The following is an 18,570-nucleotide window of genomic DNA, read 5'->3' as shown; positions in this document are numbered from 1 at the left end:
TAATGAATCGTTGGTTTAAGCATTGGTTAACATAATATTTATTATGTTAACCAATGCTTGATGCAATGAATACAATCTGTGTTCCATCGGCATTCACTCAAGACTGATAAGGTATTAAGCCATCAAAAGATGTAGCAAAATCGCCGATTAAGATAGGTCGATCTCAAGCATGGCCATGGCTTGTTCCTTCTCCCGATTGGTAACATGGGTATAAACCGTTGTAGTCTCAATCGATGAATGACCCAACAACTCTTGCACGGTTCTGAGGTCAGCACCTTTACGAAGCATCATCGTTGCAAAAGAATGTCGCACTTATGACTGGAGTACGCTTTTTTACGGGTGACTCCTTCATTCTCCTGAAAACGATCAAATGTCTCTCTTTGCGATCAGCTGAATTGTTCGAATAGACAGTCTTCTTCCTTGTTGGGAGATGAAGAAAGCTTCTTCTTTTGATTTACGAGGTTCAATTCTCTCGGCTAGCACTTCATCAAGTACATCTCTTACTGCAGTAGGAACAGGTAAGGTCCGCCACTTTCTTCCTTTACCAAATACATCAATTGTACTTCGGCGCGAATTATAATCCCCAATGTTTAAGGAATGAACTTCTCCTCCCGCAGACCCATATATGCCATGAGCAGAAAAATCGCTAGATTCCGATTCCGATATTTCCCCTCCACCGATTTCATGAATTTCGGCAGATCTACTTCATCTAAAAATACGGGTGCTTTATTTTTCTCTGTTCTCGATTTCTTAATTCCGGTTGCCGGATTCACTTCGAGAAGTTCGAGTTCAATCAGCGCTTTAAAGAAACAATGTACCGAAGCATGTTTACGATTCCGAGTCGAATCACTGATCCCCCGATCACGAGCCCTGGATAGAAAAGAGAGATGTAGCTTCTTCACTTTATCTAGTGACTTCCCACTTAGTGAAAATAAAAACTCGAATACATCACTTTTATACGATTTAATTGTGTGACTGGTGTACCCTGCATCTTTTAACCAAATATCAAATGCTTCTAGTTCTTCAGCATAAGTTTCTATTATTTCATCATTCAACATCATCACCTGCTATTCTTCAAGATTAGAGTTTATACGTAAAAAACGTGTCGATCTTCGTCTACGAACTGAGGTAAGTGGTCGACTCTCTTAAATAAATCGTATATAAACAGAAACTGCGTATAATTTATATTATACGCAGTTTTTTGATGTAATGAAAGCTGTATTTTTTCATGATATATCGTTGTTATACGAAGTTTCGAAATGTTCCTTATTTGCTAGCAAAATAACGACGTTTTATGTAATACCATGCCTTAAAATAGCCACTAAACACGCTAAAACCGCTACATAATTAGACATAACAAAATAAATGCCGAAATACGCTAACTGCGTTTCTTCTCTTCTATTCCCTCTATAAGCATAAAAAAGGTGTCTGATTCCTAGGAATCAGACACCTTTCTTTACAATGCGATTTTGATGAAAATATTGCAATTCGACATCTTATCGTTAACCGTATGAACATCGAGCTTTAAAATAAAGAAGTGATCTATTTCAGTACAGCTTCTAATGTATCTTCTATTGTTGGATAACGAAATTCAAAACCATCCCGTAATAACCTTTCAGGTACTACCCATCTGCTTTTTAAGATCAGTTCCGTTTCCGTCCGTATGAATACAGCTCCCATTTCTAACATCCAACCTGGAGTAGGGATGCCTATTGGAACATGCATCTTCTTACGCATTTCAGCCATTAACTTTTCATTAGATACAGGATAAGGGGATACCGCATTAAACACACCGCTAAGATCTTCGCGCTGCCGAATAAACTGTACAATCCGGTATAAATCTTCCACATGAATAAAACTGAATTTTTGTGTTCCGGGTCCTTGCTTACCCCCGAGCCCAAATCGAGTTAGGTAGAGATAAGGAGTCATCACTCCCCCGTCTTTACCCAGCACAATGGCAATTCGAAGCGCAACCTGCCGGGTTCGATCTAATGGGAATGAGAAAAAGACTTTTTCCCACGCTTTTGCTACATCTACTGAAAACCCAGTACCAATCTCACCCTCTTCTTCTGTCATAGGCCGATCTTCTGCATGTCTGTAGATCGTGGCCGTGCTTGAGTTGATCCATAGCTTGGGCGGTTCAGTACAGGCTTCTATCGCTTCTCCTAAGATCCGAGTAGTGCGTTTCCTAGATTCCATGATTTCACGCTTATTGCGCTCATTATAGCGGCAATTGACCGATTTTCCGGCAAGATTAATGAGTAGCTCTGCTCCTTCTAGAACTTGAACGATGGACTGTCTATCATCCCAAGAGATATGGCCCTCTTGTCTTGATATAATATATACGTTGTCGCCTTTTTCCTTGAATTTCTTCTCAAAAAATTGCCCGATAAACCCCGTACCGCCGGCTAGCACAACCTTCCCCATAAAGCTCACCTCATTCGCTAAGATTTTATACGAACCGAATAATATCTCATCGCACTGGGTACTCCTCGAATCTCAAGTTTACCCTCATAGACTAAATTTCGTAAACGGTACTCAAAGAACGAATCGCCGATATACTGCTCCAAATACCCCATCGCTTCTCCTATGACCCGCGCCGCTTTTATAAATCCACTTGGATTAGAGTGACTCTGTAACTTGTAGACAGTATGAAATAAGTATTCATCTAAATCATTTTCTTCTACCATATTTACTTCCCCATCATTCCAAAGCCTAAGCACCTGCTTCGTCTCGGCATATCCCATCCATTCTTGTTCATACTCCCATCTTTGTTCTGTAGTTAAAGGATGGATTCGGTCCATTTCATAAAATACCTCAGTAAGTTTTTCCACCACAATCTCATCTGTATGACGATAATATCGTTGATCCTTCGGTATATTGTACTTTCTTTCACATATTTGAACAGCATTGATTTCAATCATTTCATTTATATACTCTTTTAATAAGTATTGAACGTATCTTGATCCTATTCTTTCATGAGCTGAATCTCCACCCCAGATTATAATTCGAGCTTGTTCGGGTATCTGCTGAAGGATTTGGATAGGATTCAATTCACCATAATAAGCTAAATTATTATCTGTATATTCTGGATCAAGGTGAGTTACAATCCATTCTTCACGATATATTCTTCCCTCTGGATCATGAAGTTTCCATATGGGGCCCACCGAAAATAAATCGGGGAAACAGATTAACCCATCGGACTCCTGTAAACCCAGGTGTTTGATGACCTGTCTTACACTTCCTGCCGTAGAGTAACCAAATACGATATGGACTGTTTTCTTCTTTCGATTAGGAACCAGTCTTTGTTTTGCTGCTTCTTTTGCGGTAACGACTAGTTCATTGTATATATGGACCATGTCTGATATGAAAACATCCTTTTGATCAGACTCCTCCTTATACTGCTTGACTGTATATAGATATGCTAGAAGAGCCTGCCTGACATCTTGGTCTTCCATCTCATGAATGATATCTTTCAGCTGCCTCAGCCCTACTCCCCCCTTTTTTTATCAAACGACAAATTCCCTAATTAGAATAATTAATAGTAAATTATGGGTATTTGTTTATTATAATGAATTTAACTACGTCATTCAATTAATGATATGACGGATTGTCAATCCAAGTGCGACACTTCTTCTTCAAATGATTCGTGAGCTGTCTTCCAACCTAAACATTTCCTTGGTCTGTTGTTAATGAGTTGGAGGGCATGTTCTAATTCTTCCTCGGTCACCTCTGCAAAGTCCTTCCCTTTTGGGAAGAACTCTCGAAGGAGCCCGTTTCCATTCTCATTGGAGCCTCGTTGCCATGAAGAATAAGGATCTGCAAAATACACCTTCATCCCGTGTGACTCTTCCAGTTCACGAAAGCATGCGAACTCCTTACCACGGTCAACGGTAGCTGTTTGGAAGGTTTGGGCAGGGTACTGTGCAGCAACTACACCAATAGCGATTTCCATAGATAATGAAGTGCGATCTGGCATTTTAATAGCAGTGTACAGCCTTGTTTTTCGCTCGATACATGTAGCGACACAAGCCTTGCTTTTTCCTCGGCTGGAGACGACTGTGTCTAGCTCCCAGTGCCCAAAGGTTTCTCGGAAACGAATCTCTTTAGGTCGTTGTTTAATAGAGGTGCCAACGAGGAAGCGACCACGCTTTTCTTGTGGCTTCTGTCTCTTTCCTTTGTGCCTTAACTGCTGAACTGTCATGCGAATCAAACGACCTTCATAAAGCCAGCGATATATCGTTTTGAACGAAATCATGGGCTGGCCTTTCAGATAATAACGCATAGAGATTTGCTCGGGAGACCAGGTTTCATGAAGGCGCTGCTCAATTTCTTTCCCAAGCGCCTCTGTCCACTTTCCTCCAGAGGTTTGATCCTGACGAAGACGTCGGTACCGTTTCTCTGATGCTGCCGCCAGGTAACCATCCGGGCTCTGATTTTTCTTGAGCTCCCGACTGATCGTGGAGTGATGTCGTTTCAATTTGAGAGCAATGACTCGGGCAGACAGCCCCAGTTGATGTAATGCTTCTAGTTTACTGCGTTCAATTATGCTAAGATGTGTGTAGCTCATGGGCGGATTCTCCTTGTGTGAATGTGGTGTAGGAACCTTCATTTTACACGAATCCGGCCATGGGCCATTTTTTATTTTGAACTAGGTGTCGCACTTCATGTTACAATCCGTCATATAAAAAAAGCTCCTACCGAATGGTAGGAGCCAGACTGCAGACAAACTAGCTTAAACTAGTCTGTCTGCAGTTTTTAATAATTTACATTAGGATTTCACTTTAGGTGATTCTTCCCAGCCTGTTACATTCTCGATTCCTGGAATGGAATCTTTGTAGAATACAGGATCTTTGCCTTCTTTTCTTTGTTTTGAATAGTCCCTTAACGCAGCGAATGCTGTCTTTGATAAGAGCGTAATGGCTATTAAGTTAACAATAACCATGAAGCCCATAAACAGGTCGGCCATATCCCAGACCAGCTTCACGCTAGCAATAGAACCAAACATGATCATCGCGAGAACCGCAATACGGTAAACCACAAGCGTTGTCTTGCTTGATTTAATGAATTCAATATTTGTTTCACCATAGTAGTAGTTACCAATCAGTGTACTAAATGCAAATAGGAAAATCATTAAGGCAAGCATACCTGATGCCCAATCACCAAAATGGATACTGAGTGCAGTTTGTGTAAGTACAATCCCTTCTGTATTAACAGATGGATCTGTGTATGCTCCTGAGAGCAGTACCAAGAAAGCAGTACTTGTACAAATAATCAGCGTATCAATCAAAACGGCTAAAGCTTGAATTAGACCTTGTTTAGCTGGATGACTTGTTGTTGCTGTAGCAGCCGCATTCGGCGCACTACCCATACCTGCTTCATTGGAGAAAAGTCCTCTTTTAACCCCTTGCATAAGAGCTCCGCCAAGTGTACCACCCGCAAATTGTTCAAAACCAAATGCATGCTTAACGATGGTAGCAATCATTGCAGGAACTTCAGTGATATTCATTAATACTGCAATTAGAGCAATACAGATATAAATAACAGCCATAACAACGACAATGTATTCAGAGATTTTAGCAATCCGTTTAATACCACCAAAAATAATAATCCCAAACGCTATAACCAAGGCAATACCAAGCCATAATGGGTCAATTCCGAAAGAGTTTTGGAAAGCGGTAGCTACTGTATTCGCTTGAACTGCATTAAATACGAGTCCGAAGGATATTGTAATCAAGACAGCAAACAGTATTCCCATCCAACGCTTGTTAAGCCCTTGTTCCATATAATAGGCAGGTCCCCCGCGGAAACCTTGTTTGTCCTTGATCTTGTAAATTTGCGCCAGTGTACTCTCCACAAAGCTAGATGCAGATCCGATAATCGCGATAATCCACATCCAGAATACAGCACCCGGACCCCCGATCCCGATCGCAAGAGCAATACCCGTAATATTTCCTGTTCCTACACGAGCAGCCATACTGATACAAAATGCTTGGAAAGCGGTAATTTCACCTTTTTGTTTCTTATTCGATCCTTTAAGTTCACGGAACATATCTTTTATGTAAGTGAACTGCATAAAACCAGATTTCCATGTGAAGTAAAGTCCGACCGCAACCAATAAGACGATTAGAACGTAAGACCAAAGCACATCGTTAATCAAGCTGATTCCTTTTTGTAAAAAGTCTTGCATCTCAAACCTCCATCTTGTTGTATATTCGTTTAAGGGAACGATGTCCTTAACGATCTCTTGTTAGTATTATTAACATTGAAATTTAATAACGCATTTTTGTATTATACTTATTTTTATTAATTTACGCTATATTAATTTTATAGTATAAAAACGATTTTTTCATGTCAAGATATATTACAAACAGAGCATCTTGCAAGTATATGCATTCTGCTGTTTTTTTATACCTGAAAATATTAGTATAACAGATTCAGATTGTCTTTTTACCCGAAATAAAAGAAACCATATGTTCCTATGAACAGATGGTTTCTCAATATTCTGTATATTTCTTGCATAAGTGAAAATATATTTACTAGCGAGTTAACGAAAGACCAATTTCAGATAAAATGGCACTGCCTAGGTATGTGCCGGTAAATACGAATAATGCAACAATAGCAACGCGCCAAGATGTTTTACGAAGATCTGACAGGCGGTCTACTACGGAGATCCCAGCGAAAGCCAAAATGGGTGTAGTAATCGATAAGAAATTAACAGCTTGAATAGCTTCTACAAACACATCAGAACTAAGGCAGAATACGAGAGACGTAATGGAAACCCAGCCAAGGACAGGAAACTCTTGCAGTACTTTAACAGGTACTTTCTTCATTAAAGAAGAAATCAAAATGCCAATCATCGAGAACAACCATAATACAGCCAGTCCACCAATCGTATGCCATGATACGGTAACACCCTCACCGATCCGAAGTTGTTTCATAATATCCGTAAATAGAATAAGCGAGACACTTAGCAAAAGTACAAGTCCAGCTTTCATCCAATGTTTTTTATCCAGTACCATTATCTCACGCCTCCAGTAAACAGATTATACATAAAACGTTGCAGCGGAACAGCCAAAAATACCATGGTATATGTTCCAAGGAAGCTTGTAAGCAATTGACTCGCTGCAGCATAACTGTTGATGACTTCCGCTTGATCTGGAGCTAAGGCGATCAGGGATGAAGAAGCTCCAACCATCATACTAGAGGAACCCACTCCGGAAGACATAGCTAGTGCTTCTATAGAGAAACCCAAAGCGTGAAGAACAGGAGCAATAATACTAAAGAACAAGGTTCCAAACAGCGTACCTATAATATACAGTGATAATACTCCGCGTCCTTCACTAGAATCGAGTGTATATTTCTCAGAGATGTAAGCAAGTTCACCTTCACGTCCAAGCCCCAGAGTGGCTCCAATCGCTTCTCTGCGAAGACCCAGTAGAATCGCTATAGGAAGACCAAGAAGTACGGTTCCGAGGTTACCGATCTCTTGCAGCAAGAAGACCCAGCCAACATCAAGAATTTCTCTTAATTTAGGAGCAACATCCGCTCCGTAACGTGCCATAAGAGGCAGCATGATGTAGATCAGATATTTACTTGCGAAGTTTACATTTTCTTTACTGTATACCTTTCTCATAATGCCGCGTCTGAAAATAGCAGTCCCTAGAATCATGGCAATCAGAATAGCAAACACTAGTGGAAGCAAGTTAATGGTAATGCTGCCGATCGGTATGGACTGGGTTCCAATCCATTCTGCCGCCGTAATGAGAAATAAAGCAAATAAGATAAGATACACAAGATGTCCTTTTGATTTCATGAACCAGAATCCTCATTTCTGTATTTTCTTTGTTGTCTCATTAATCTATTTATTAGATATCATTACTCCGTAATGGATGATAGAAGTGCTTCATACTCAGCGAATGAACGGCGATAGATTCTAGATTTGTCGAGCTGACCGCTCATTTTGTTAAAAACTTCTGTCAGATACCTAGGGAAAATTTCATAAATGAATTCAGGATCAATATCTTTGAAATCATCACCATGAATCGTACCTGTAAAGCCACTGTAACCAATTTGAATGCAAGGCATCATGAAAGATAAATCTCCAATATCCCCTGCTGCACTGATTGCGTTATTTTCCAGTATTTCTTCAATCGCTTCGTTCTCTTTATATGCAGCAAGTGCAAATTCAGAAAGATAACGATCTTGTACAAATGGCAGATAGCCCATCTGTGTGGAAGCTTCGACCTCTCCGCCCATGGCCATAGCACTGCCTTTTGCAGCCTGATCCATCTGCTTAGCCACTTCCTTCATATATTCGACAGACTGTGTACGTAGGTCCGTTCCTACTGTGATTTGATTAGGGATTACATTCGTAGACATATCCGACTGCATCACAATGGGGTTCATTCTCACCTTTTCTGCATCTTTGAAATGCTGTCTCTGCATACCCAGTGCTACATTGAATAAAGTCGACATGCTATATGCATTAGTACCTGAGGATGGATCAAAACCGGCATGAGACGCACGGCCTTTAAATGTATACTTTTTATACAAAAATCCTGCTAGATCACAGTTGATTTCAATGGTCCGTTTCGGATACTCTCCACCCATGGAATGAACACATACTGCTAGGTCAATATCGTCAAATATGCCACGTTTCATTGCCTCAGGTTTACCGCCATAGTAGGTTATTTCTCCCTTAGCTTTCAGCGCATCACGATAAGGTAAATCAAGATATTCTTCCGCAGGGACAAAAATAAAAGTAATTGCAAAATCTAAGGATTCGAAGGCCTTCGTTGTAAAATAGTGCTTATATAATGCGAGGGCAATCGCTACTTGCGTGTAATGTCCACAGTTATGTGCTGCCCCGGTTTCCTGATCTGCGTGGAAATGGGACGGTGCATAAACTGCATCGAGTTCAGCAATAAATCCGAGGTTGAGTGATTTACCTGAACCGAGTGTCGTTTTAATTCCTGTGCCGCAGAAAACCTCATAAGTAAGCTCAGGATTCACTTCGAGTAAAAATTCAAGAACGGTTTGGTGTGTTTTTTGTTCCTTGTAACCTAATTCAGGATTATCAAAAATACGATTTGCGATCTGTCTGATCTCTTCATACTGTTTTGTGAAAGTACTCATGATGTGGCCCCCAGTTAGGATGATTTATAGTCAATTCATTACATATACATATCAAAAGAACATCCTCATCATAAGTAAAATGCAGAACATTGTCAATAATTTAGGGATTTTTATGTCGATTTTTGTTTTATTTCCGAACATTTTGTTAATATAATTGATAATAGTTAGTATTCTAATAAACATCAAATGGTGAGTTTTTAACCTGAGGATGGGGTTAAGCGACTTCATAAAACAAGAAGAAACCGCATTGTATATAAACAATGCGGTTTCTAGTTAAGCTCGTATGTTTCTATAATATAGTGTGTAACTGATGTAAATCTGAAATTTCATACGTTGGGATGATATCTGTAGAATTAACGAGTCCCTTTGGATTAAACCAGCAGGTATCAAGACCGGCAAGCTCTCCCCCTTTAATATCTGCACTTAGCGAATCGCCAATGATCAGTGCTGAGGAAGGATGAAAATCAGGAATTCGGGCAAATACATAATCAAAAAACTCTTTCATCGGCTTCTGATAACCGGTATCTTCAGATACGAAATTTGCTTCATATGCGGATAAAGACCTGAATCGCGCAATCGGATATCTTGAGTCCTTGAAACTCCATTGGTTACGATATAAATATCATAACGCTGTTGCGGCTCCGTTACTAATTCCATAGCTCCATCAATGAGCATATGCCCTTGTTCAAGGTAGCTTCGATAGATTTGTTCTAATTGTATACCGTCCGCTTCAAGTCCCCATTCTTTGAAGAAGAGAGAAAATCGAGTGCTTAACACTTCATCTCTACTGAGTGCTCCTTCTTCAAAAGCTCTCCATAATTGTTTGTTGATCGTTCTGTAGCTGGCTTCGATTTCAGATGTGAAAGGAAGCTCCATATCTTTACATAACAGCTGAAGGGCATTGTTCTCTGCCGCACCAAAATCAAGCGTGTCATCTACATCAAAAAATAACGTCTTATATGTAGTCATTATGTGTCATCTCTTTCTTTTATACTTTTCTAAAAATAAGTTTTTTCTAACAATATACCGTGATATTTTTCTGTACGTAATAATCTACTTTAGTGTATCAGTAAATATAGTTTACATAATAATTATTATGTAAACTATATTTGTTTTCCTTCTGATTATCTTTCTCACCATAAATGCTATGGATTGAATAGAGCAAAAATCAGGACATTGAGAAATCCTCATCGTCCTGATTCCGTGGTCATCATTTAAATTGAACTACTTCGGTCCCAGCAATAAAATCGTGAATAGAACGTTTATCTTCTCTGAACACGACCATAAACAAGCTGATAATATAGCCTATGCCGAGCGTTATTGCATATACAAAACCCGCTACCAGATTGCGCAGCAGCATCGTTCCGATCCCTGGAGGTCCTTCATCTGATACCTTTTGTATTTTGATACCGCATATCCGTTTCCCGATGGTACATCCACCCCAGAAGACCGGGAGAAGCAGCGAATATAGGAAAAGAATCAGTTCCATTACCCAATTGTCCTCAGTAGATCCGGTCAAGATATTAGACAAAATGTACAAAGGGAGACCCACGATGATTCCATCAAGCAGCCCCGCCAAAAACCGTGACCAAAAACCAGCTGGTTCACTTACCATACCGTCACCACCTATTCGTAATCAGTTATCTGAAATCATATGTAGGTAATAACGACATGTGATATGAATCCGTTACGAAATAATCTTAAAAACACGAAACACACTAGTCATTACTCATTACATGCAGATAAAAGTTTAAGTCATTTTCTAAGTGTTTTTTCATCAAAGATTCCGCTTTTTCACCATCTCTTGTTTTAATCGCTTCATAGATTTCTTCATGTTCATCAATTAGATGAGGCCGATTATAGATGACAACGGTTTTTCTAAGTAAATAAATGATAGCTTGCATTCGATCAATGATATCAATCATCATCGGATTATTGCTTGCTCTCACAATATCATTATGGAAATCTTCATTGGCAGACATTACCTCTTCTTGCGTTCCCTTTCTCCCAATCTCCACATATTCGTACAGTTTTTCAATTTCATTTTCTTTTAAAAAGTTTGCCGCACACCGAGCTGAGTATCCCTCTAGCAAGATTCTGACACTAAATATATTTCGCAAGTCCTTCTCCGTTGGTTTTACTACTTTCTTTTGTACAATTAGTCCTTCATTTTCTAATTTGCGTATGGAGTCCCTTATGGGTGTTCTGCTGACGCCAAGTTCTGAAGCAAGTTTTTCTTCGACGATCTTCGTCCCGCTAGGAAGCTCACCGGTTAATATTTTATCACGGAGAATTTCGTAACATTGATGATACGCCGGTCGTGAGTTGTTACCTTCAAGCACTAACTTCACCTCCGTTTTCATTACTAGTTATTACTCATATTACCAAAATATCACGAAAAAATCTTTTGAATATAAATGGTAAGAGAAATAACAGCATACGATAATTCTTTAATTGTGTACAACAATCAAACTTTTTGTATACAATTTTCAATTAAAATGTATACAAAATCATTGTCATAGTATACAATAAGGACGAAAACACGAATGTAAGCGGTTGCCTATTTACTTTCCACAAAATCACGGATCTGAAGATAATAAGCGAATGACTGATTATAGTGAAGTACATGGGCAAAAATCAACTGAAGGTCGAACCAGGCCTTACATAAAAAGATACTATTAGGAGGAAGAAATCATGGCGAAAAAAGTAGGATTCATCGGACTAGGTATTATGGGGAAACCCATGGCTTTAAACCTCAGAAAAGCCGGACACACACTAACCGTTAATGACCTGAATCAAGAAGCAGTTCAAACATTATTGGAAGCGGGTGCAATCACAGCTCTTACACCAAAAGAAGTTGCGGAAAACAGCGAAATCATCATCACTATGCTTCCCGCATCCAAGCATGTACAATCGGTTGTGCTCGGTGAAAACGGGATTTTAGCTGGAGCAAAAGAAGGTTCCATTATTATTGATATGAGTTCGATTACCCCTGCCGTTTCCATCGCACTTGCTGAAGAAGCAGCTAAAAAAGGCGTCGGTTTCCTGGATGCACCCGTTAGCGGCGGTGAACCTAAAGCAATTGACGGCACATTAGCTATTATGGTTGGTGGAAAAGAAAGCGTATACGAAGCTGCAAAATCGGTTCTATTCGATATGGGTAGTGCAGTGACACTAGTCGGAGATAGTGGCTGCGGCGTTACTGCAAAATTAGCAAATCAAATTATTGTAAACCTTAACATTGCTGCTATGTCAGAAGCTCTTGTCCTCGCTGCAAAAGCAGGAATTGATATTGAAAAGATGTATCAAGCCATCAGAGGCGGACTAGCAGGAAGTGCCGTACTAGATGCTAAAGTTCCTTTAATCTTGGACAGAAACTTTGCTCCAGGTGGAACGATCGCTATTAATATGAAAGATATTACAAACGTAATGGATACGGCTCATGAGATTGGCGTACCTCTCCCTCTATCGAGTCACCTCTTAGAAATCTTCCATGCCTTGAAAGTTGACGGCAAATTAATGGATGACCACGGCGGTATCGTACAGTATTACGAAAAACTAGCAAATGTCGAAGTTGGGGGTTCTAGCAATGAGCACAAATAAAAGATCTGTGGAGGAAGTCTTCAGCAACATCCCTTCTATTGATACAACACTTGTGAATGAAACGATCGAAAAAGAACTATCCACTTTCAATAAAAAAATCATTGTTCTCGATGATGATCCAACCGGCGTTCAAACCGTTCATGGTATTTCTGTTTATACAGATTGGTCTTTGGACAGTATCGAAAAAGGTTTTCAGGAAGAGAGTTCAATGTTCTTTATCTTAACGAATTCACGTGGATTTACAGCTGCAGAATCAACAAAAGCGCATCAAGAAATTGCTGCGAATATCGTGGAAGCTGCGAAGAGAAACCATCGCGAGTTCACCATTATCAGCCGTGGTGATTCTACATTACGCGGACATTATCCACTGGAAACACAAGTGTTAAAAGAAACCGTTGAAGCGAATTCGGATATGAAATTTGATGGTGAGATCATACTTCCTTTCTTTAAAGAAGGCGGCCGCTTCACCATTGATAATATTCATTATGTTCAATATGATCCGGAGCTCGTTCCAGCCGGTGAGACTGAATTTGCGAAAGACCGCACCTTTGGTTATACCAAATCACATTTAGGCGAATGGGCGGAAGAAAAATCTAACGGTGAATATAAAGCTGAAGATATGACTTATATTTCACTAGAAAGCCTGCGCGCGTTGGATATTGAAACGATTGAACAGCAGCTGCTGAAAGTTGAAGATTTTAATAAAGTCATTGTGAATGCGGTTGACTATGCTGATGTGAAAGTCTTTACCATTGCGCTAATTCGAGCGATGAATAAAGGAAAGAACTTCCTGTTCAGAAGTGCTGCGGCACTTACGAAGGTAATCGGAGGCGTGAGCGATAAAGACCTGCTCTCTCGTGATGAGATCATGAGTGAATCTACGAACCACGGCGGACTCGTCATTATTGGATCCCATGTAAAAAAAACAACAGAACAATTTGAGGAACTAAAAAAATCAAATGACATTGAATTCATTGAGTTTAACGTTCATCTTGTGTTAGAACCTGAGAAATTCGAAAAAGAACTGGATCGAGTCGTTGAAGAAACTAATAAGCTTATTTTAAATGGATCAAATGTTGCCGTATACACAAGAAGAGAACGGTTAGATCTTGGTGAAGGTAAACAAGAAGAAGAATTAAAACTTTCCGTAAAAATTTCAGATGCAGTTACTAGTATCGTAAAACGTTTAGAAGTAAGACCTTCCTACATTATTGCTAAAGGTGGCATAACCTCAAGTGACATTGGTACAAACGGTCTTGAAGTAAAAAGAGCAACAGTAGCAGGTCAGATTCGCCCAGGAATTCCTGTATGGACCACAGACCCTGAGAGCAAATTCCCTGGAATCTCCTATGTTATCTTCCCTGGTAATGTAGGGACGAAAACGGATTTAAGAGATGTTGTTGAAATGTTAAGCAAAAAGTAATCTATTTTATTTTGGATTGAGCCTGGAAGTAAGGAGTGTACTTAGAAAATTACTCTTTCGTGAATCTTTATTCATCTAAAAAGTTAATATGTGAGTACACTCCTTACGGAAGCGGGCTTCTTTATTGAAGTGATAAAGGAAAAGAGGAAAAACGAATGCCGATTATATCTGTTACTATTGGGGTTATTCTATTATTAGTATTAATGATGGTTTGTAAGTTAAACGCTTTCTTATCTTTGATTATTGTTTCTCTAGCGGTTGCTATGCTGGAAGGAATGACACCCACCGAGGCCATAGGATCTATTGAATCTGGTCTGGGAGGAACACTTGGGCATCTCACCATGATTATTATCTTTGGGGGGATCCTTGGGAAGTTAATGACCGACTCAGGCGGTGCGCAGCGTATTGCGACAACGATGATTAGTGCCTTCGGAGAAAAGAGAACGCAGCTTGCGGCTGTCTTTACAGCTGCTATTGTTGGAATCGCTTTATTCTTTGAAACTGGCGTTGTTGTCTTGATTCCATTAGTATTTACGATTGCTATTGCAGCTAGAGTTCCGGTGCTTTATCTAGGTATGCCTGTAATCGCGGCTCTAATTACGATGCATGGTTTTGTACCTCCGCACCCTGGCCCAACAGCAGTTGCCAATGTATTTGAAGCTAATATCGGGCTCACCATGATCCTTGGAATTATTATTGCTATTCCTGCCTTTGTTCTTGCAGGTCCTGTGTATACTAAGTTCTTCAAAAAAGAATTTTTAGAAATTGATATTCCAAAAGGTCTTTTTAATCCAAAAGAATTTAAAGAAGAAGAACTTCCTAAGTTCGGAATCAGCCTATTCACTGCTCTATTACCTGTAATTTTAATTGCACTGCAAACTGTGGTTGAACTTGTTGCACCCGATTCAGTGATTGCACCCATCACTAACTTTATTGGTAACGCGAATGTGGCTCTATTAATTTCCGTTCTTGTTGCGATCTTCACCTTCGGTTTGAATTTGGGTAAAAAAATGCCGGAAGTTATGCAATCTCTTAGTGAATCTGTAAGCGGTATCGGAATGATTCTTCTCATTATTGCAGGTGGCGGTGCGTTCAAACAAGTGCTGGTTGACAGCCACATTGATCAGTATATATCCGAACTTATGTCGGGTTCAAGCCTCTCCCCGTTGCTTCTTACATGGCTCATCGCAGCCATTCTAAGAATTGCGGTAGGTTCTGCTACCGTAGCAGGAATGACAGCCGCTGGTATTGCTGCCCCTCTTGTTGCTGCAACCGGTGTGAGTCCAGAGCTTATGGTACTTGCTGCTGGTGCGGGAAGCGTTACCTTCTCTCATGTAAATGATGCGGGTTTCTGGATTTACAAAGAGTATTTTAACCTAAGTATCGGTAAAACCATTAAAACCTGGTCTGTAATGGTAACCATTATCTCGTTGGTAGGCCTTGCTGGTGTCCTTGTTATGGATCTATTTATTTAATTTAAAAAGGCATTGTTCATTTAGAACAGTGCCTTTTTTGTATCTAATTATTGGGTTCTGAAATCAAATTTCTCATTAGGCACGTTTAGAGTATGCCCATTAATATGTACCGTGTCGCTGTCAATCCATTTCACAGCTGCGTTCTCTTCGCGGTAATTCCAATAGATCGTTTTAGACTTACCTTTTCGCTCGTTCAATACTAGCTCCCCTCGTATCGCATTGGACGTGATGGCTCCTCCATTGATACGGTAAGCTTTTAATGTATATGTTCCGTCTGGTGAGTCTACTTCTGTAAGATACTCTCCTCTCGGTAATCTATTTGTATCGAACAAGGCCCAATAGACGACATAACCTAGGATACTGATACAGGCTAAACCAACCATTATGATTACGCGAAGTGTCTTTTTTCTAATCTTCTTTATTTCTATTAACTCATTATCCAAAATCTCTCCCTCGTTTCTCTTTATTAGTTTACATAATATTTAATATGTAATCTTAGTGTTTATTCCTGAAGAGATAAAACTGCTGTTGGATTATAATCGCTTATGATTCTATATCCCTGAGCATATGATTTGTGATTTTTTAACTTACCACTAGTATGGATATATAGATAATTATCTGCTCCATAGACAATAGTAAATCTATAGTCATATTTGTTCACTACAATGTCCATATTGTAAATCAATGAATCGAATGCTATGAAATCCTTTGTTCTCACCAGCCGAACGTCAGCTAAATCATCCATTATTTTTTGAATTTGTTTCTGATCCGTAACTTCAATCCGTTCTTCTTCCTGTGATGAATAACTGATTCGGAGCGATGTCAATTCGTCTGTATCATTTATACTTTTTGTGACAAGATTCTGGAAAGAGGTAAAGGTACGAGCATATTCCACCCCCATTGTCACTCCAATAAGGCTTACGATAATAAAGAGAAAAATCACGAAGAAAGTCCTCTGTTTCAAACCATTCATCCTTTCTTATAGAAGGTTTTTATAAAAAAGACCGAGAAATATCTCTTTTGAGAAGGTTCTCGGTCCGCTCCATATTAGATTAGATACATTCTTTTTCTTTCTGACAGACATAGATGAGTTCCGGTTTTAAATCCGCAGGAGGATTCTCTTCCCAGTCTCCATACAATTCAATAACTTTTAGACCATGTTTCGCGAGCGTTCTCTCCATTTCCATCGGATACGTGTAGCGGAGTTTAATTCTGCTTTGATGGACAGACTGAACCGTTCCATCTTCTAGTTTTGTTCTGCGGGATATTTCATACTCTTGCACTTGCGTCAACGCATCGTAATCACTTTTCGTATACACATCTATTTCTTTACCTTGCTCGTCCTTATAAGTCTTCCAGTAATTCTCTTCAGCGGGTGCAAACAACTCCTCTTTGTTAGGGAAGCGTGTGTTAAATATAAAGATACCGCTTTCCTTTAAGTGCTTACACACGGAGTGAAGCAGTTTATCTTGCGCTTCGTTCGTTAGAAAATGTTGAAAAGCATTACCTACCATAAATATAAGTGAACTTTTCACATCAAGGTTCAGTTCTTCACAATTCTGTAATTCCCAACGAATATCAGAATGCTCTTGTGCAGACTTATGTCTTGCACGCTCAAGCATACCTTCGTGAAGATCGATCCCTATCATAGGGTATCCGCGCTCTGCTAAAGGGATTGTTGTTCTTCCGGTCCCGCAAGCCAAGTCTATGACCGTGCCTCCCATGAGTGATGCCCATTTCTCAACAAAAGAAAAATCACTATCAAATCCTTCATTCTCCGCGTCATATAGAGCAGGATGATCGTACTCTTCTAAGTTAGCCATCGTCACATGTTCCTTCGTTAAGATATCTACATTATCATTCATTTTATTTTCCTCTTATTTCCTTATTTTCAAGTATTCCTCTTTAATGTACATGAAAATTTCTGATTTGAAAAGCATATAGAGCTTATAAACCATTTCAAACCTTCTGAATCTTATTACCGATATATCTGATATAGAGTAAAACAACCAGATTTATTTATGAAATCAACACTTATCAGTCTAATATCAGGTGATTTCTATACTTTTTCTTGATTTCAAATTATAATAATCATACAAATATTGCCTCGTTTCAGAAAGGAGTTCGTATGCTCGCAGCCGAAAGACGCCAGATGATCATCGATATTGCCAACAAGGATAAACGAGTACTCGTATCCGAACTTAGCCAAAAATTCCAAGTCACCGAAGAGACTATACGGCGAGATTTAGAGAAACTGGAGAAGGAAGGGGTGTTAACCCGGACCTATGGCGGAGCTATTATGAACCGACATTCCAATGAAGATCTCCCCTTCTACACGCGTCATGCTACCAATTTGCACATTAAACAAGATATTGCACAGAAAGCGCTTTCCTATATTCATAATGGTGACACTCTAATGATGGATCCAAGTACAAGTTCTATCGAATTACTGAAAATACTAAATATGCGCCAAGGTCTTACCGTAATTACAAGTTCAATTATACTCCAAGAATTTGCTGCTTCAGGTCACCAGATTATCTCTACGGGAGGTACGCTAAGAGCTCCTTCTATGTCGTTAGTGGGAACCGTGGCGCATGAGACAGCCCGCAAATATCATGTAGACAAGTTTATTATGAGCTGTAAAGCCTTATCTCTTGATCATGGTATTATGGATTCTAATGAAGCAGAATGTGAGCTTAAACGGAAAATGATTCAACAAGCTGAACAAGTTATTCTTTTAGCTGATCATACTAAGTTTGATCGAACCGCTTTTGTTCATTTGTCTCATTTTGAAAACATTCATGTTATTATTACAGACCAAGAACCTTCTGACACATGGAAACAACTGTTTCAAGAACATGAGATTGAACTCATTTATTAACAACATAACTTGTAAAGAACATAAGGAGACAAGCCGAAGTCATATGACTA

Annotated in this window: 17 protein-coding genes and 2 pseudogenes; 4 read left to right on the top strand and 15 right to left on the bottom strand. The window is 39.5% G+C overall.

All coding sequences use genetic code 11. The features are described 5' to 3' along the window. Positions 1-147: 147 nt before the first annotated feature. The 12 genes and pseudogenes from ACWPWY_RS06850 to ACWPWY_RS06795 all read right to left on the bottom strand — a co-directional run bounded on the left by ACWPWY_RS06850 (position 148) and on the right by ACWPWY_RS06795 (position 11,501). Positions 148-558: pseudogene (locus ACWPWY_RS06850) on the bottom strand (tyrosine-type recombinase/integrase). A 32-nt stretch (positions 559-590) separates the two neighbouring features. Beyond that, positions 591-1,061 (bottom strand): tyrosine-type recombinase/integrase, encoded by a 471-nt coding sequence (locus tag ACWPWY_RS06845; protein ID WP_454192825.1) that lies wholly within the window; start codon positions 1,059-1,061, stop codon positions 591-593. Positions 1,062-1,542: 481 nt separating this feature from the next. Beyond that, a complete protein-coding gene (locus ACWPWY_RS06840; protein WP_454190984.1) occupies positions 1,543-2,427 on the bottom strand; it encodes a TIGR01777 family oxidoreductase in 885 nt (294 codons plus the stop codon). Positions 2,428-2,444: 17 nt separating this feature from the next. Further along, positions 2,445-3,359, bottom strand: a complete 915-nt coding sequence (locus ACWPWY_RS06835; protein WP_454190983.1) for a DUF1835 domain-containing protein — start codon at positions 3,357-3,359, stop codon at positions 2,445-2,447. A gap of 254 nt (positions 3,360-3,613) precedes the next feature. After that, entirely contained in the window at positions 3,614-4,570 is a 957-nt protein-coding gene (locus ACWPWY_RS06830) for an IS30 family transposase (RefSeq protein ID WP_454190982.1), read from the bottom strand. Positions 4,571-4,771: 201 nt separating this feature from the next. Continuing rightward, positions 4,772-6,190: an alanine/glycine:cation symporter family protein gene (locus ACWPWY_RS06825; protein ID WP_454190981.1), complete on the bottom strand. Its 1,419-nt coding sequence runs from the start codon at positions 6,188-6,190 to the stop codon at positions 4,772-4,774. A gap of 349 nt (positions 6,191-6,539) precedes the next feature. Then, positions 6,540-7,022 carry a hypothetical protein gene (locus ACWPWY_RS06820; protein WP_191801271.1) on the bottom strand — a complete coding sequence of 161 codons (483 nt, stop codon included), beginning with the start codon at positions 7,020-7,022 and terminating at the stop codon, positions 6,540-6,542. Then, a complete protein-coding gene (locus ACWPWY_RS06815; RefSeq protein ID WP_454190980.1) occupies positions 7,022-7,816 on the bottom strand; it encodes a DUF3100 domain-containing protein in 795 nt (264 codons plus the stop codon). The genes ACWPWY_RS06820 and ACWPWY_RS06815 overlap by 1 nt, the downstream gene beginning before the upstream one ends. 62 nt (positions 7,817-7,878) lie before the next feature. Next, positions 7,879-9,138 carry a M20/M25/M40 family metallo-hydrolase gene (locus ACWPWY_RS06810; protein WP_454190979.1) on the bottom strand — a complete coding sequence of 420 codons (1,260 nt, stop codon included), beginning with the start codon at positions 9,136-9,138 and terminating at the stop codon, positions 7,879-7,881. Positions 9,139-9,427: 289 nt separating this feature from the next. Continuing rightward, a pseudogene (locus tag ACWPWY_RS06805) lies at positions 9,428-10,107 on the bottom strand (YjjG family noncanonical pyrimidine nucleotidase). 241 nt (positions 10,108-10,348) lie between these two features. After that, on the bottom strand, positions 10,349-10,753 hold the full coding sequence (locus tag ACWPWY_RS06800) for an RDD family protein (RefSeq protein ID WP_454190978.1): 405 nt from the start codon (positions 10,751-10,753) through the stop codon (positions 10,349-10,351). 103 nt (positions 10,754-10,856) lie between these two features. Beyond that, positions 10,857-11,501 (bottom strand): GntR family transcriptional regulator, encoded by a 645-nt coding sequence (locus ACWPWY_RS06795; RefSeq protein WP_454190977.1) that lies wholly within the window; start codon positions 11,499-11,501, stop codon positions 10,857-10,859. A 331-nt stretch (positions 11,502-11,832) separates the two neighbouring features. Here ACWPWY_RS06795 and garR point away from each other — a divergent pair, with 331 nt between their 5' ends. From garR to ACWPWY_RS06780, 3 genes are all read left to right on the top strand, one after another. Then, positions 11,833-12,741: a 2-hydroxy-3-oxopropionate reductase gene (gene garR, locus ACWPWY_RS06790; RefSeq protein WP_454190976.1), complete on the top strand. Its 909-nt coding sequence runs from the start codon at positions 11,833-11,835 to the stop codon at positions 12,739-12,741. Beyond that, positions 12,728-14,164: a four-carbon acid sugar kinase family protein gene (locus tag ACWPWY_RS06785; RefSeq protein ID WP_454190975.1), complete on the top strand. Its 1,437-nt coding sequence runs from the start codon at positions 12,728-12,730 to the stop codon at positions 14,162-14,164. Before garR ends, ACWPWY_RS06785 begins: the two co-directional genes overlap by 14 nt. 155 nt (positions 14,165-14,319) lie before the next feature. Then, positions 14,320-15,639: a gluconate:H+ symporter gene (locus tag ACWPWY_RS06780; protein ID WP_454190974.1), complete on the top strand. Its 1,320-nt coding sequence runs from the start codon at positions 14,320-14,322 to the stop codon at positions 15,637-15,639. Positions 15,640-15,686: 47 nt separating this feature from the next. Here the strand turns inward: ACWPWY_RS06780 and ACWPWY_RS06775 are convergent, their stop codons facing one another. The 3 genes from ACWPWY_RS06775 to ACWPWY_RS06765 form a co-directional block, all read right to left on the bottom strand. After that, entirely contained in the window at positions 15,687-16,082 is a 396-nt protein-coding gene (locus ACWPWY_RS06775) for a DUF5412 domain-containing protein (protein WP_454190973.1), read from the bottom strand. A gap of 59 nt (positions 16,083-16,141) precedes the next feature. Then, positions 16,142-16,603, bottom strand: a complete 462-nt coding sequence (locus ACWPWY_RS06770; protein WP_454190972.1) for a hypothetical protein — start codon at positions 16,601-16,603, stop codon at positions 16,142-16,144. 88 nt (positions 16,604-16,691) lie between these two features. Next, positions 16,692-17,504 carry a class I SAM-dependent methyltransferase gene (locus ACWPWY_RS06765; protein ID WP_454190971.1) on the bottom strand — a complete coding sequence of 271 codons (813 nt, stop codon included), beginning with the start codon at positions 17,502-17,504 and terminating at the stop codon, positions 16,692-16,694. 263 nt (positions 17,505-17,767) lie between these two features. Here ACWPWY_RS06765 and ACWPWY_RS06760 point away from each other — a divergent pair, with 263 nt between their 5' ends. Continuing rightward, complete coding sequence (locus tag ACWPWY_RS06760) at positions 17,768-18,520, top strand: DeoR/GlpR family DNA-binding transcription regulator (protein ID WP_454190970.1); 753 nt, start codon at positions 17,768-17,770, stop codon at positions 18,518-18,520. Positions 18,521-18,570: the final 50 nt, after the last annotated feature.

It is taken from the genome of Paenibacillus sp. Marseille-Q7038, assembly GCF_965111595.1.
The sequence above is the reverse complement of the archived record's forward strand: the minus strand, read 5'-3'. Positions and strand labels throughout refer to the sequence as shown.